Consider the following 12,212-nt stretch of genomic DNA (forward strand, 5'->3'; position numbering starts at 1 on the left):
CGGAGGGCGCCCCCGGTGTCCAGCTCGTCCACCGCCTGACCGCGGCGGTGGTTTCCGGCGCGTGGGACATCGACCGGATCGATTCCTGCGCCCCGCCGGATTTCGCCCTCGGCTCCACCTTCTGGACGGAGCGCCGGCCGATCGCCCATCTCCTGGTCGCGGCCGGGCACGATCCCCTGTTCCCGCTGGCCCGGGCGCTGGAGCGGGCCCGCGCGGCCGTGGCCCGGGCCCGCCTTACCAGCCGAACCGGGCGATCTCTCCGAGCCGCGCCCGCGTCGCCGCCTCGTCCCGGCCGATGATCGCGATCCGCCCCGACAGGGCGTAGCAGGTCGCGCAGAACGGCAGCTGTGCCAGCGCGATCCCGTCGTCGCGGGCGCGGGTGACCGAGGCGATCAGGCAGGGCAGGACCGGCTGGTCCGCCGGGGCCGCGAGGCAGGCGGCGCGCGGGCTGCCGAAGACCGGGCGATCCGGCCAGGACAGCAGGAGCGTCGTGCCGCCCCGCCGGTCGGGGGCCGGGGGCAGGGTGTAGCTGCGCAGGAACAGCGCGCAGGCCGCGAGGACGAGGGCCGGCAGGATCAGGGCCGTGCGCATGGCGGGACTCCGGACGCCTCAATCCCCCTCGTCGAAGCGCGAGCGATAGAACACCTCCCGACCGGCGCCGTCGATGACCCGGACCGCCTGGGCCGGCTCGCCCGACCGCTGCGGCACCCGGGCGCGGGCGAACAGCCGCAGCGCCCGCTCCTGGGCGCCCGCGAGGGTGCCGACGCGCACGGAGATCCGCGTCTGGACCTCGTCGGGTTCCGGTCCGAGGACTTCGATGTGGAAGGTCTCGCGCAAGGGATCCGCCTGATCAGGGGGCTCCCGCGCCGGGTCACCGGGTCCGGCACGGGAGCGCGACACGACATGGTCTGGGGCCGATCTCGGCGCGAAGTCCAATTGCAACGCGATCGGCCGCGGTTCAAGGAGGGCCCGACATAGGGGAGATCTCCGGAGGAGTCCCGTGGACCCGCTCAAGGCCGCCGCCGCGACGGCCGTCTGCCTCGCCCTGTTCTGGCTGGCCTTCCGGCTGACCCGGCGGCTGGTCGATCTCGTCATCGCCGGGGGCTACGCGGAGGAGCGGCGGCGGCTCGCGGAGGAGGCCGCTCAGGAGGCGGCCATCCGCACCACGGCGGCGAACTCGGCGGCGAACCAGGACCCGTCGTCCGCCGCCGGGATCGGCGTGCCGAACGCCGTGACCTCCTCGATCAAGGGGGGGCAGGGCGCCCCGGCGGAGTAGGGGCGGTCGAGCCGTGCCTCCGGCTCGGGTGCCCGCGGCTCGAGCGCGGCCCGCACCGGCGCGCGGGCTCCGCCCGGGCGGTGCGGGCCAGACTGCCTTATCAATCCGAAAACGAACCGCTCGCAGGGCCCCCGGGCGTGCCCTCGATCTCCGGTCGCAATAGCCCCGCCGTCTGCCGCAGGGCCTCCCCGGCGATCATCGCGGCCGCCACCGCGACGTTGAGGGAGCGCAGGCCCGGCCGGATCGGCACCACCACCCGGGCATCGGCGGCCGCATGCACCGCCTCCGGCACCCCGGCGGATTCGCGCCCGACCATCAGGCAATCGTCCGGGCGGAAGGCGAAATCCGTGTAGGGCAGGGCGCCCGCCGTGGTGGCGAGCACGAGCCGGATGCCGGCCCCGGCCCGCCACGCCTCGAAGGCCGCGAAGGCGCGGTGCCGGGTGATCGCCACGTGGTCGAGATAGTCGAGGCCGGAGCGGCGCAGGTGCCGGTCCGAGACGTCGAAGCCCGTGGGCTCCACGATCTCCACGGCGAGGCCGAGGCAGGCGGCCATGCGCAGCATCGTGCCGGTGTTCTGGGGGATGTCGGGCTGGTAGAGGGCGAGGCGGAGCATGGGTCCGCCTTGTGGGGATTGGGCGCCGCACCGTCAAAGGCCCGCGGCGGCAACGCTCAGCCGGCAAAGCGGCCGGCGATCCGCCGAACCCATCGCCGATCCGCGGAACTTAAGCCCCGCCAGAACCTTAAGGCGGCGCCACCCTTGTTCGCGGCCCTTCCCGAAAGACCTGATCCGATGCGCACCCCGCTCCTCGCCTCGGCCCTGCTGCTGGCCGGCCTCGCCACCGCCTCGGCCCAGAATGCCGGAACGAACGCGGACAGCGCCGCGGCGCCGGTGCCCGGCCAGCCCGCCACCATGGCCGACAACCTGCGCCCGACCTTCGTGGCCCAGACCCCCGACGACATGGTCGCCAGCAAGCTCATCGGCACGAGCGTGGTGAACGGCGCCGCCGAGACGATCGGGCAGATCGCCGACATCGTCCTCGATCAGAAGGGCGCGGTGAAGTCCTGGGTCATCGGGGTCGGCGGCTTCCTGGGGCTCGGCTCGAAATACGTGGCCGTCGACCCCTCCGTGCTGAAGCTCGACCGCACCGACGGCAAGAGTCTGCAGGCGCGCATCGACACGACCAAGGATCAGCTCCGGGCCGCGCCGGAATACATCTACCTCGGCAAGGAGCCGCCGAAGGGGGCCTCCCCCGCCAGCCCCGCGGGCGAGCCGGCGCCGAAGCCCTGACGGGCCAGATCTGAGGGCCGGCGACATCCGGCCGGCTTGCCTCGGTGCGCGATTCTGTGCTGTGCCAGCCTCTGCCCGGAGGTCGGAACCGTCCCATGCGTCGCGCCCTCATCCCGCTCCTCGCCTTCTGCCTCGGCCTCGTCGGCATCACCGGGGCCGCGGTGTTCGCGTTCATGCCCGAGCGGGCTCCGGTGGGCGTGCCCGGCGTCGGCGGTCCGTTCACCCTGGTCGATCAGGACGGCCGCACCGTCACCGAGCGCGATTTCGCCGGGGCGACGCACCTGGTGTTCTTCGGCTTCACCCATTGCCCGGACGTGTGCCCAACGACCCTGCAGCAGGTCTCGGATGTGCTGGCCGCCCTGGGTCCCAAGGCCGCGCACATGCGGGTGGCCTTCGTCACGGTCGATCCCGAGCGCGACGACCCGGCGAGCCTGAAGACCTATCTGTCGAGCTTCGATCCGCGCATCACCGGGCTCACCGGCAGCCCCGAGCAGGTCGCCGCCACCGAGAAGGCGTACCGCGCCTATGCCCGCAAGGTCCCCGGCAAGGAGGGCGACTACACGATGGAGCACACCGCCATCGTGTACGTGATGGATGCGCAGAACCGCTTCCTCGGCGCCCTGGATCTCGCGCGCCCGGCCGAGGACACGGCGGCGCAGCTCGCCAAGAAGATCTGAGCGGCGGCCTCTACAGCGTCATCCCGGCATGGAAGCGGTCGGGGGAGAGCGGCAGCAGGAACTGCACGCCGAACCCGCCCTCGAAGTAGCGCACCAGCCGCCCCGGCGTGCTGCCCACGGTCACGGCGGTCCCCAGGGGCAGCGACAACGGGCAGGCGATCGCGACGCCCGACATGGAGATGTCGATGAGCCGGGCCTTGATCTCCTGGGTGCCGTCGACGCGCAGGACCACCGCCGGCTGGGTCGGCACGAGGCGCTCGTGGGACCGCCCCTCCGGCAGGCCCAGCATCTCCCGGTTCGCGAGCCAGGTGAGCTGGGAGGCGAGCTTGTCGCGCTTGCGCGGGGTGGCGTTGAGCTGGACCGCGAACCCGTCCGCGCAGGTGCGGGCGATCACGCCCTCGATCCGGCCAATATATTCCAGATAGAGCACGACCCGTTCGCCGACCTCGCCCCGCACCGCGCAGGCGAGGCGCACGCCGCCCGGCGACATGTCCACCGTCCGGCAGGGATATTCGCGCCGGTCCGCCAGCATGTAGCGGCCGAGCACGGCGATCCGCACGCGCTGGTGGCGGCGCTCGTCCGAGGCGCCCCGCGCCGGATCAGGCACTCCGCGCAGTTCCGCTCCGGCGGTGAGGTCGACCGCGATCATCCCGGGATTGGTCCTCCGCCGCGATCTTCGAAGCTACAGACTAGACCGGGACTGTTACGAAACCCTTTTTCCCTTTCAGCGTTATAGTCTTCCCATCGACGTCGGCACCGACCGGAGATCTCACCCCCTGCCGCCGGCGTGGACGAGGAGATGGCCGCGGCGCACGGGCCCCGGGTAGCTGGCGCCCGACCGGATGGCCGGGCGCGGCGGCGGCGCGGCCTCCGGCCGGCGGCTGGGCAGAATGCGCAGGGAGGTGGTTTCCGCCTCCACCAGCGGGCGCAGGCCGATCCAGGGCGGCGCGCCGTCGAGGCTGAGGGCGCCGAGCGCCCGGACCTGCGTGCGGCCGCGGTGGCGCAGGGGCAGGAGCAGGAGTTCGAGGTCGGCCGTCTCGCCGGCCCCGTTGGTGCCGCGCAGGCCGGCCACGACGCCGAGGGTGTCGCTGGCCACGATCTCGACGATCCGCCAGGGATCGGCCGCCTGCGCGCCCCACAGCTGGGTGAAGGATTGCCCCTTCAACTCGCGGCCGTACAGGGCGCAGACCCGCGTCCCCGCGAGCCGGACGGTGGCGGAGCAGGCGGACATGTCGAGTTCCAGGATCAGGCTGTCGGCCAGAAGGTGCCGGATCTCCCCCGGCTCGATCTCTGCGCGCTCCGGCGCGGCGCGCTCTCCGCGCAGACGCTCCCAGTAAGCATGGAGCATGCGGCTGGTGGGATGCTTCATCGGTGTCCCGACTCTAAACGCCTCTGGTTCATCCCTGGATCGTTCTGGCACATCCGCGAGGCTGTCGCCGACCGTTCCGGGCACTCACGGCGTCCGGGCGCACGCCCCGTGCCGGCCGGGTGCGTCGGCCGTACCGCTTCGGACCCGGCGAGACAATCGCGACGCCCCGCCGTCGCGGGTGACCGGCGCGGGGGCGGCCGCCCGCTGGAACCGATCACCCGCGCGGGCGATCAGACGTGAGCACGTCTCTACAAGTCTCCGGAACTAGCCAAGGCGGGCGCGGCAGGATGCATCCGCCGGATTCAATACGTCGCCGGGGCTTGCCCACCCGCCCCGCGCCCCGACATGGTGCCGCGATGGATGCCTCCCCCGAATTCCCGCGGCAGAGCCGCGTCCCCGTGTTCAACATGCCGGGGGTGGTGACGCTCTCGATCGGCGTGCTCATGGCGATCCAGGCCGTGCGCGAGTTCCTGCTGCCGGAGACCTGGGACATCCGCCTCGTCCTGGACCTCGCCCTGGTCCCGGCCCGCTGGACTCTGTGGTTCGATCCCGGTCAGGCCTCGGAGGTGATTCGCGCGGCCGCCGATGCGGGTGATCCCGGACTGCAGGCGGCCCGCGAGGCGTTCGCCCGCTACATCGTCGGCGAGCACGCGTTCCAGCCCTGGAGCCTGGTCACCTACGCCTTGCTGCACGGCTCGTGGATGCACGTGATCTTCAACAGCGTGTGGCTCGCCGCCTTCGGTTCACCGGTGGCCCGCCGCTGCGGAGCCTGGCGGTACGGGCTGATCGCGCTTGCCGGAACCGCGGCCGGCGGCCTGCTGCACCTGCTGATCGATCCCCTGAGTGCCGGGCCGCTGGTCGGCGCCTCGGCGGGGATCTCGGCCCTGATGGCGGCCGCCGCCCGCTTCGTGTTCCAGCCGCCGGTCTCCGGCTATGGCGGTCCGCCCTGGCAATTGCCGCCGCGCCGCCCCGTCGAGCCGATCCCCGAACTCCTGCGCAACCGGACGGCGGTCTCGTTCCTGGCGATCTGGCTGGTCACTAACCTGCTGTTCGGCCTCGTCAGCGTGCCGCTGGTGGGCGAGAGCGCCTCCGTCGCCTGGGACGCGCATCTCGGCGGCTTCATCGTGGGCTTCCTGATGTTCCCCCTGCTCGACCCGCGGGAGGCGCCACGCACCTGAGCACCTTGCCAACCGATCGGAACGGCCACACACTCGCCATAATGTGAAGGAGCCGGGGCCTACCCGGCCGACAGCGCACCGAACGCATCGCAAGGGAGAGAGCCATGACCGTCGCACGTATCCTCGCCGAGAAGGGCAGCTCCGTCGTCACCGTGAGCCCCGACAGGACCCTCGAGGAGGTCATCCAGATCCTCGCCGACCGGCGCATCGGGGCCCTGGTTGTGGCCCATGCCGACGGGTCGGTGGCCGGCATCATCTCGGAGCGGGACATCATGCGGGCGCTTGCCCGGCACGGGGGCTCGGCCTTCGACGCGCCCGTCTCCGCCCACATGACCAGCGCCGTCACGACCTGCGGAAAGAGCACGACGATCGAGGAGGTGATGGGCCTGATGACGGACGGCCGTTTCCGCCACGTGCCGATCTGCGAGGATGGGCATCTGATCGGCCTCGTATCGATCGGCGACGTGGTCGCGCGCAAGATCGCCACCGTCGAGGCCGAGCACCAGGCGCTGCGCGACTACATCACGATGGCGTAGGGCGTTCGCGGCCGGGTAGCCGCGGGGAGAGACGCGGCGCTGATTCCCTTTGCCGAGGGGCGGACGAGGGTCACACGGTGCTTCCGGACGGGAGCGGCGACCGGTGCCAGGGGCGTCTTCCTCCCCCCGCGCAGGGGCGGAGGGAAGGCGCGGCGCAACGCCGAGGAGATTTCTCTCCGCAGCGGCAACGAACCTTCGCGCGATCTCTGAATCCGTCAGCCCCTATGGGGCGCGGAAAGGCGATCGTCCTTCAACCCTGTGGCGACCGCCGCCGCCCCCGTGCTGCAAGGCTCCATGACCGCCACGACCCTGAATCTCGCGGAGACCAATGCGTTCCTCGACCGGGAATTCCCGCAGATCCAGGCGGGCGGCCGCGCCTACCATCTCGAGGCGGTGGGTCCGTTGACGGCGCGGATGCGGCTGGAGGCGCAGGCGCGCTTCCTCCGCCCCGGCGGAACGGTCTCGGGTCCGGCCATGATGGCGCTCGCCGACTACGCCCTCTACGCGGCGATCCTCGCCAATATCGGCCCGGTGGCCCTCGCCGTGACCACGAGCCTGAGCTTCAACTTCCTGCGCAAGCCCGGCCCGGGCGACCTCCTGGCGGAGTGCCGCCTGCTCAAGCTCGGCCGCCGGCTCGCCGTGGGCGAGGTGCTGATCACCGCCGCGGGCAGCGCCGATCTGGCCTGTCACGCCACGGGGACCTACTCGATCCCGCCGCGCTGAGGCCGGTTCAGGCCCGCGCTTCGGCGAGCCGCGCGGCGTAGCGGGCGATCAGATCGACCTCCAGGTTGAGCCGGTCGCCCTCCTGGCGCTCGCCCCAGGTGGTGACCTGAAGGGTGTGCGGGATCAGCAGGACCGTGAACCGGTCGCCGGTGACGCCGTTCACGGTGAGCGAGGTGCCGTCGAGGCAGACCGAGCCCTTCTCGGCGATGAACTTCGCCAGAGCCGCCGGCGCCCGCAGGGTGAAGCGCTCGCTGGCGCCCCAGGCATCCGCGGTGACGCTCTCCCGCGCCACGATCTCGGCGAGCCCGTCGACATGGCCGGTGACGAGGTGGCCGCCGAGTTCGTCGCCGATCCTCAGGGAGCGCTCGAGGTTGATCCGCGTGCCCCTGGCCCAGGTGCCGACCGTGGTCCGCATCAGCGTCTCGGCGGCGGCGTCCACCGCGAAGACGCAGCCGCCCTCGGCCGGCTCCACCGATACCGCCGTGAGGCACGGGCCCGCGCAGGCGATGGAGGCGCCCAGCGCGATCGTGGCCGGATCGTAGGGGGCGCGGATCGCGACCCGGCGCAGGTCGCCCTCACCCGCGACCGAGACCACCGTGCCGACGGCGCTGACGAGACCGGTGAACATCGCTCAACTCCTGGTGCGCTCGTAGGTCACGGCCGTGTCGGGGCCGAGCCGCAGGGACTCGGTCTCGCGGAACCCGCTCTCCGCCAGGGCAGCGGTCAGGGCGGGTCCCAGAGCCGGCAGGCCGCCGGCCGGGCCCAACTCCGCCGGTCCCGTGACCAGCGTGCAGGCCTCGATCAGATCGGCGCGCGCCAGCGCCTCCGCAAGGCGGGGGCCGCCCTCGCTGCACAGACGGGTCAAGCCGCGCCCGCCGAGATGCGCGAGCGCCGCCGGCAGGTCGATCCCGCCGGCCGCGTCCGCCGCGACGGTGGCGACCGCGACGCCCAGCGCCTCCAGGGCGCGTCGGGCATGGGCGGGGGCGGAGCGGGTGGCGAGCACCAGGGTCGGCGTGTCGCGGGCGGTCCGGGCGAGGACGCTCGCCGGCGAGAGCCGCAGATGCGTGTCGAGGACGATCCGCAGGGGCGAGCGCCCGGCGAGTCCGGGAAGCCGCACGGTCAGCGACGGATCGTCGGCCCGGGCGGTGCCGATGCCGATCAGGATCGCGTCGGCATGGGCCCGCCACAGATGCACCGCCCCGTCCGCCACCGGGCCGGTGATCCGCAGGCGCTCGGGGCCGGCGGCGGCGCAGAAACCGTCCCGGGTGCGGGCGAGCTTGAGGTGTACGGCCGGCCGGCCCCGCGTCACCCGGGTGATATGGCCGATATGGTCGCGCGCCGCTTCGTCCCGCAGCAGACCCGTCTCGACCGCCACGCCGGCCTGGCGCAGGCGCGCATGGCCGCGCCCCGCCACCCGCGGGTCCGGATCCTCCACGGCGCTGACCACCCGAGCGATCCCGGCGGCCAGGATCGCGTCGGTGCAGGGCGGCGTGCGGCCGTGATGCGAGCAGGGCTCCAGGGTGACGTAGAGGGTCGCGCCCCGGGCGGCTTCCCCCGCGGCGGCGAGCGCCAGGGGTTCCCCGTGCGGGCGCCCGCCCGGCGCCGTCGCCCCCGTCCCGAGGATGCGGCCGGTCCCCGGCTCGACCACAACGGCGCCCACCGAGGGGTTCGGCCACGTGGTGCCCAGACCCCGCCGGCCCAGCGCCAGGGCGAGGCGCATGAAGGTCGCATCGTCGCTCATGGGCGGGCGGCGCGGCGGCGGCCCGGGGCCTGGGGCTCCGGCGCGATCTCAGGGTCCGCGTCCGGCGCGGCCTCCGGCGGCAGGGTGCCGTCGCCCAGGGTGCCGAGCAGCGCCTCGAAATCCTTGGCCTCGCGGAAATTCTTGTAGACCGAGGCGAAGCGCACGTAGGCGACGTCGTCGAGACCTTTCAGCCCCGCCATCACCAATTCGCCGATCGCCTCGGAGGTCACCTCCGGCTCGCCCGCGCTCTCGAGCTGCCGGGTGATGCCGCTGACCAAGCGCTCGATCCGCTCCGGCTCGACCGCGCGCTTCCGGAGCGCCACGTCGATGGAGCGCTGGAGCTTGTCCCGGTCGAAGGGCACGCGCTTGCCCGAACGCTTGAGCACCACGACCTCGCGCAGCTGCACCCGCTCGAAGGTGGTGAAGCGGCCGGCGCAGTCCGGGCAGACCCGGCGGCGCCGGATCGCAGCGCCGTCCTCGGAGGGCCGCGAGTCCTTCACCTGCGTCTCGGAGCCGCCGCAATAGGGACACCGCATGGGTTTCGTACTCGGCGCATGGAAACGGCCGCGGACCCGTCGGGACCGCGGCCGTTTCCTAATCCACACGTCCGCGGGCCGGAAGGCCGCCCCGCGTCGGATTCCTCAGCCGTAGATCGGGAACCGATCGGTGAGGGCGTGGACGCGGCTCTTCACCGAGGCCTCGACCTCCGGATCGCCGGCCTCGCCCTTGGCCACGAGACCGTCCAGCACCTCGACGATGAAGCCGCCGATCTGCTTGAACTCGGCGACGCCGAAGCCGCGGGAGGTGCCGGCCGGGGTGCCCAGGCGGATGCCCGAGGTGATGGTCGGCTTCTGGGTGTCGAACGGCACGCCGTTCTTGTTGCAGGTGATGTCCGCCCGCGACAGGGCGGCCTCGGCGGCCTTGCCGGTCAGACCTTTGCGCTGCAGGTCGACCAGCATCAGGTGGTTGTCGGTGCCGCCCGAGGTGATGTCGTAGCCCCCCGTCATCAGGGTGTCGGCGAGCGCCTTGGCGTTCTCCACCACCTGGCGGGCGTAGATCTTGAACTCGGGCTTGAGCGCCTCGCCGAAGGCCACGGCCTTGCCGGCGATGACATGCATCAGCGGGCCGCCCTGGATGCCGGGGAAGATCGCCGAATTGAACTTCTTGGCCAGCGCCTCGTCGTTCGTGAGGATCATGCCGCCGCGCGGGCCGCGAAGCGTCTTGTGGGTCGTGGTGGTGACGACGTGGGCGTGCGGGAACGGCGACGGGTGCACCCCGGCCGCGATCAGCCCGGCGAAGTGGGCGGCGTCGACCATGAAGTACGCGCCGACCGAGTCGGCGATCTCGCGGAACTTGGCGAAGTCCCAGTGCCGCGGGTAGCCCGAGCCGCCGGCGATGATCACCTTGGGCTTATGCTCCTGCGCGAGCTGGGCGACCTGCTCCATGTCGATCCGCTGGTCGTCCCGGCGCACCGTGTAGGAGACCGGCTTGAACCACTTGCCCGAGACGTTCGGCGGGGCGCCGTGCGTCAGGTGGCCGCCGGCCGCGAGGTCGAGGCCCAGGAAGGTATCGCCGGGCTGCATCAGGGCCAGGAACACGCCCTGGTTGGCCTGGGAGCCGGAATTCGGCTGCACATTGGCGAAGCCGCAATCGAACAGGCGCTTGGCGCGCTCGATGGCGAGATCCTCGGCGATGTCCACGAATTGGCAGCCGCCGTAATAGCGCCGGCCCGGATAGCCTTCGGCATACTTGTTGGTCAGCACCGAGCCCTGAGCCTCCAGCACGGCGCGGGAGACGATGTTCTCCGACGCGATCAGCTCGATCTCGTGCTGCTGGCGGCCGAGTTCCTTGGCCACCGCCTCGGCGATCTCGGGATCGGCCTCCGTCAGGGGGGCGGCGAAGAAGCTGTTGGAGAAGTGCTTATCGGCGGCGGTACCGGCGCTCATGATCTGCCTCTGTTCTGGTAGGGGCGATGCCCGGCCTTTCGTCGGCGTTCACGGGCGGGCTTTCGAAAGGGGATTCCTACACGCGGGAGCCCCCGAAACCAAGCACAGGCATTTTGGCCGTGCGCAAAGAATAATTTGCCGCAGATCAGCGTCAGGTCAGGTCGCGGTCTCAGCCCTGCCCGGAGAGATTGGTCTCGATCAGCACTGTCTCGGCCTCGAAGACGGCCGCGTGCCAGGCCCCGGCCGGGAAGTGGAACACGCTGCCGGCGGAGAATGGCCCGCGGCCCTGATCGGTCTCCAGGATCCCCGAGCCCGAGAGGACCTGCACGAACTGCTCGTGATCGTGGCTGTGGCGCGGCGCCGCGGTGCCCGCCGGCACCACCACGCGCACGAGGCTCGCGCCGGCGCCGGGGATCGTGCGCTTGGCGACGCCATTCCCGGCGACGCTCTCGTCGCGGTCGGTCCAAGCGGTCAGGTGGTCGGTCATCGCGCGCATCTCCTCTGCGACGGGAGATGCGTCGCGGATCCTCCGCGTCAACGGATGTCCGGTGCCCGACCCCGTGTCACGCCGTCCCACCGGGGGGGCGCCCGCGCCGGCTCTTGGCGGCCGCCGCGTCGGAGACTGTGGGATCGGGCGGCGACGGGGCGCGGGCCGGGGCGGCGTTGCCCTGCGGCGCCCCCTGGGGCGGCGTGCCGGCGGAGGGCCAGAACGTCTCGAACAGGTCCTGCATCGCCCGGATGTTGTTGCCCTGAACCTCGGCCCCGGTGCGCAGCATCTGCTGCAGCATGTCGGAGCCGGCCTCGCCCGCCTTCGCGTCCGCCGCCTTCGCGCCTGACGGGTTGGGGGCCGATTTCGGGGCGGCCTTCGGCGCCTGGGTCGGGGGCATGAACGCCTTGGCCATCTCGGCCCAGGCCGGCCCGAACGGGAACGGCCCGGGCGGGGGCGGCGCGCTCGCCCGGGCCTGGGCGGGCTCGCCCTGCGGCTGGTTCAGCATCACGTGGACGATGCTGGCCACCACGGCGCCGGCCATCATCGGCAGCATCTGGCGCAGGACCTGGGCGCCGACGCCGCTCGTGGCCGAGGCCTGCCGCAGCACCCCCTGCAGCAGCTGGGCCGAGCCGAACATCTGGCTGAGGGCATCGAGCCCCTGCGGGGCCGCGGGCCGGGCCGCCTCGGGGAGGCCGAACATCCGCCCGAAGCTGTTCGGGTCCATGCCGACGCTGCGCTGGAGCCCGAGGGTCAGGGCCGGCATCAACGCCTCGAACGCGCGCGCCGTCTGCTCGGTCGTCAGGCCGAATGGCTGGCCCAGAGCCTGGAACCCGGCTTCGCCCTGGGTCTGGAACATCTCGAGCGGGTTGAACATGACGCCTCGATCCTGCCGCAGCCGGACCGGCCGGGGCGCAGCATCGTGACCCGTTGTGCGGGGAAATACCAGTTCTGACCCGCAGAACTTGTGTTCATTCCAGCGCGGTCCGGC

Annotated in this window: 17 protein-coding genes and 1 pseudogene; 7 read left to right on the plus strand and 11 right to left on the minus strand. The window is 72.4% G+C overall.

The window, feature by feature from the left end:
* Window positions 1-299: pseudogene (locus MKK69_RS27395) on the plus strand (GNAT family N-acetyltransferase); the annotation flags it as partial.
* On the opposite strand, the gene MKK69_RS27400 reads toward MKK69_RS27395, so the two are convergent.
* Both MKK69_RS27400 and MKK69_RS27405 read right to left on the minus strand, forming a co-directional pair.
* Entirely contained in the window at window positions 235-591 is a 357-nt protein-coding gene (locus tag MKK69_RS27400) for a hypothetical protein (RefSeq protein WP_243973266.1), read from the minus strand. The pseudogene MKK69_RS27395 and the gene MKK69_RS27400 sit on opposite strands and share 65 nt — an antisense overlap.
* 18 nt (window positions 592-609) lie before the next feature.
* A complete protein-coding gene (locus tag MKK69_RS27405) occupies window positions 610-837 on the minus strand; it encodes a hypothetical protein (RefSeq protein ID WP_243973268.1) in 228 nt (75 codons plus the stop codon).
* 163 nt (window positions 838-1,000) lie between these two features.
* On the opposite strand from MKK69_RS27405, the gene MKK69_RS27410 reads away from it, so the two are divergent.
* A complete protein-coding gene (locus MKK69_RS27410; RefSeq protein ID WP_243973269.1) occupies window positions 1,001-1,276 on the plus strand; it encodes a hypothetical protein in 276 nt (91 codons plus the stop codon).
* A gap of 100 nt (window positions 1,277-1,376) precedes the next feature.
* Here the strand turns inward: MKK69_RS27410 and MKK69_RS27415 are convergent, their stop codons facing one another.
* Window positions 1,377-1,889 (minus strand): tRNA (cytidine(34)-2'-O)-methyltransferase, encoded by a 513-nt coding sequence (locus tag MKK69_RS27415; RefSeq protein WP_243973270.1) that lies wholly within the window; start codon window positions 1,887-1,889, stop codon window positions 1,377-1,379.
* A 177-nt stretch (window positions 1,890-2,066) separates the two neighbouring features.
* Between MKK69_RS27415 and MKK69_RS27420 the strand changes: the two genes are divergently transcribed.
* Together MKK69_RS27420 and MKK69_RS27425 are read left to right on the plus strand one after the other, a co-directional pair.
* Window positions 2,067-2,564: a PRC-barrel domain-containing protein gene (locus MKK69_RS27420; protein ID WP_243973271.1), complete on the plus strand. Its 498-nt coding sequence runs from the start codon at window positions 2,067-2,069 to the stop codon at window positions 2,562-2,564.
* 95 nt (window positions 2,565-2,659) lie between these two features.
* Window positions 2,660-3,241, plus strand: a complete 582-nt coding sequence (locus tag MKK69_RS27425) for an SCO family protein (protein ID WP_243973272.1) — start codon at window positions 2,660-2,662, stop codon at window positions 3,239-3,241.
* Between the two features lie 10 nt (window positions 3,242-3,251).
* Here the strand turns inward: MKK69_RS27425 and MKK69_RS27430 are convergent, their stop codons facing one another.
* Both MKK69_RS27430 and MKK69_RS27435 read right to left on the minus strand, forming a co-directional pair.
* Complete coding sequence (locus MKK69_RS27430; protein ID WP_243973277.1) at window positions 3,252-3,890, minus strand: PilZ domain-containing protein; 639 nt, start codon at window positions 3,888-3,890, stop codon at window positions 3,252-3,254.
* A gap of 120 nt (window positions 3,891-4,010) precedes the next feature.
* Window positions 4,011-4,610 carry a PAS domain-containing protein gene (locus MKK69_RS27435; RefSeq protein WP_243973278.1) on the minus strand — a complete coding sequence of 200 codons (600 nt, stop codon included), beginning with the start codon at window positions 4,608-4,610 and terminating at the stop codon, window positions 4,011-4,013.
* A 356-nt stretch (window positions 4,611-4,966) separates the two neighbouring features.
* On the opposite strand from MKK69_RS27435, the gene MKK69_RS27440 reads away from it, so the two are divergent.
* The 3 genes from MKK69_RS27440 to MKK69_RS27450 all read left to right on the plus strand — a co-directional run bounded on the left by MKK69_RS27440 (window position 4,967) and on the right by MKK69_RS27450 (window position 7,047).
* Window positions 4,967-5,788, plus strand: a complete 822-nt coding sequence (locus tag MKK69_RS27440) for a rhomboid family intramembrane serine protease (RefSeq protein WP_243973282.1) — start codon at window positions 4,967-4,969, stop codon at window positions 5,786-5,788.
* A gap of 104 nt (window positions 5,789-5,892) precedes the next feature.
* Window positions 5,893-6,324 carry a CBS domain-containing protein gene (locus MKK69_RS27445; protein WP_243973284.1) on the plus strand — a complete coding sequence of 144 codons (432 nt, stop codon included), beginning with the start codon at window positions 5,893-5,895 and terminating at the stop codon, window positions 6,322-6,324.
* 294 nt (window positions 6,325-6,618) lie between these two features.
* A complete protein-coding gene (locus MKK69_RS27450; RefSeq protein ID WP_243973286.1) occupies window positions 6,619-7,047 on the plus strand; it encodes a PaaI family thioesterase in 429 nt (142 codons plus the stop codon).
* 7 nt (window positions 7,048-7,054) lie between these two features.
* Here the strand turns inward: MKK69_RS27450 and MKK69_RS27455 are convergent, their stop codons facing one another.
* From MKK69_RS27455 to MKK69_RS27480, 6 genes are all read right to left on the minus strand, one after another.
* Window positions 7,055-7,675 carry a riboflavin synthase gene (locus MKK69_RS27455; protein ID WP_243973288.1) on the minus strand — a complete coding sequence of 207 codons (621 nt, stop codon included), beginning with the start codon at window positions 7,673-7,675 and terminating at the stop codon, window positions 7,055-7,057.
* 3 nt (window positions 7,676-7,678) lie between these two features.
* Window positions 7,679-8,788 carry a bifunctional diaminohydroxyphosphoribosylaminopyrimidine deaminase/5-amino-6-(5-phosphoribosylamino)uracil reductase RibD gene (gene ribD / locus MKK69_RS27460; RefSeq protein ID WP_243973295.1) on the minus strand — a complete coding sequence of 370 codons (1,110 nt, stop codon included), beginning with the start codon at window positions 8,786-8,788 and terminating at the stop codon, window positions 7,679-7,681.
* Window positions 8,785-9,324, minus strand: a complete 540-nt coding sequence (gene nrdR / locus MKK69_RS27465; RefSeq protein ID WP_243973297.1) for a transcriptional regulator NrdR — start codon at window positions 9,322-9,324, stop codon at window positions 8,785-8,787. The genes ribD and nrdR overlap by 4 nt, the downstream gene beginning before the upstream one ends.
* A 105-nt stretch (window positions 9,325-9,429) precedes the next feature.
* Entirely contained in the window at window positions 9,430-10,734 is a 1,305-nt protein-coding gene (gene glyA / locus MKK69_RS27470) for a serine hydroxymethyltransferase (RefSeq protein WP_243973299.1), read from the minus strand.
* A 169-nt stretch (window positions 10,735-10,903) separates the two neighbouring features.
* Window positions 10,904-11,221: a cupin domain-containing protein gene (locus MKK69_RS27475; protein ID WP_243973301.1), complete on the minus strand. Its 318-nt coding sequence runs from the start codon at window positions 11,219-11,221 to the stop codon at window positions 10,904-10,906.
* A 76-nt stretch (window positions 11,222-11,297) separates the two neighbouring features.
* On the minus strand, window positions 11,298-12,098 hold the full coding sequence (locus MKK69_RS27480; protein WP_243973303.1) for a DUF937 domain-containing protein: 801 nt from the start codon (window positions 12,096-12,098) through the stop codon (window positions 11,298-11,300).
* Between the last annotated feature and the right edge of the window lie 114 nt (window positions 12,099-12,212).

This window comes from Methylobacterium sp. J-026 (genome assembly GCF_022829585.1).
GTDB lineage: Bacteria > Pseudomonadota > Alphaproteobacteria > Rhizobiales > Beijerinckiaceae > Methylobacterium.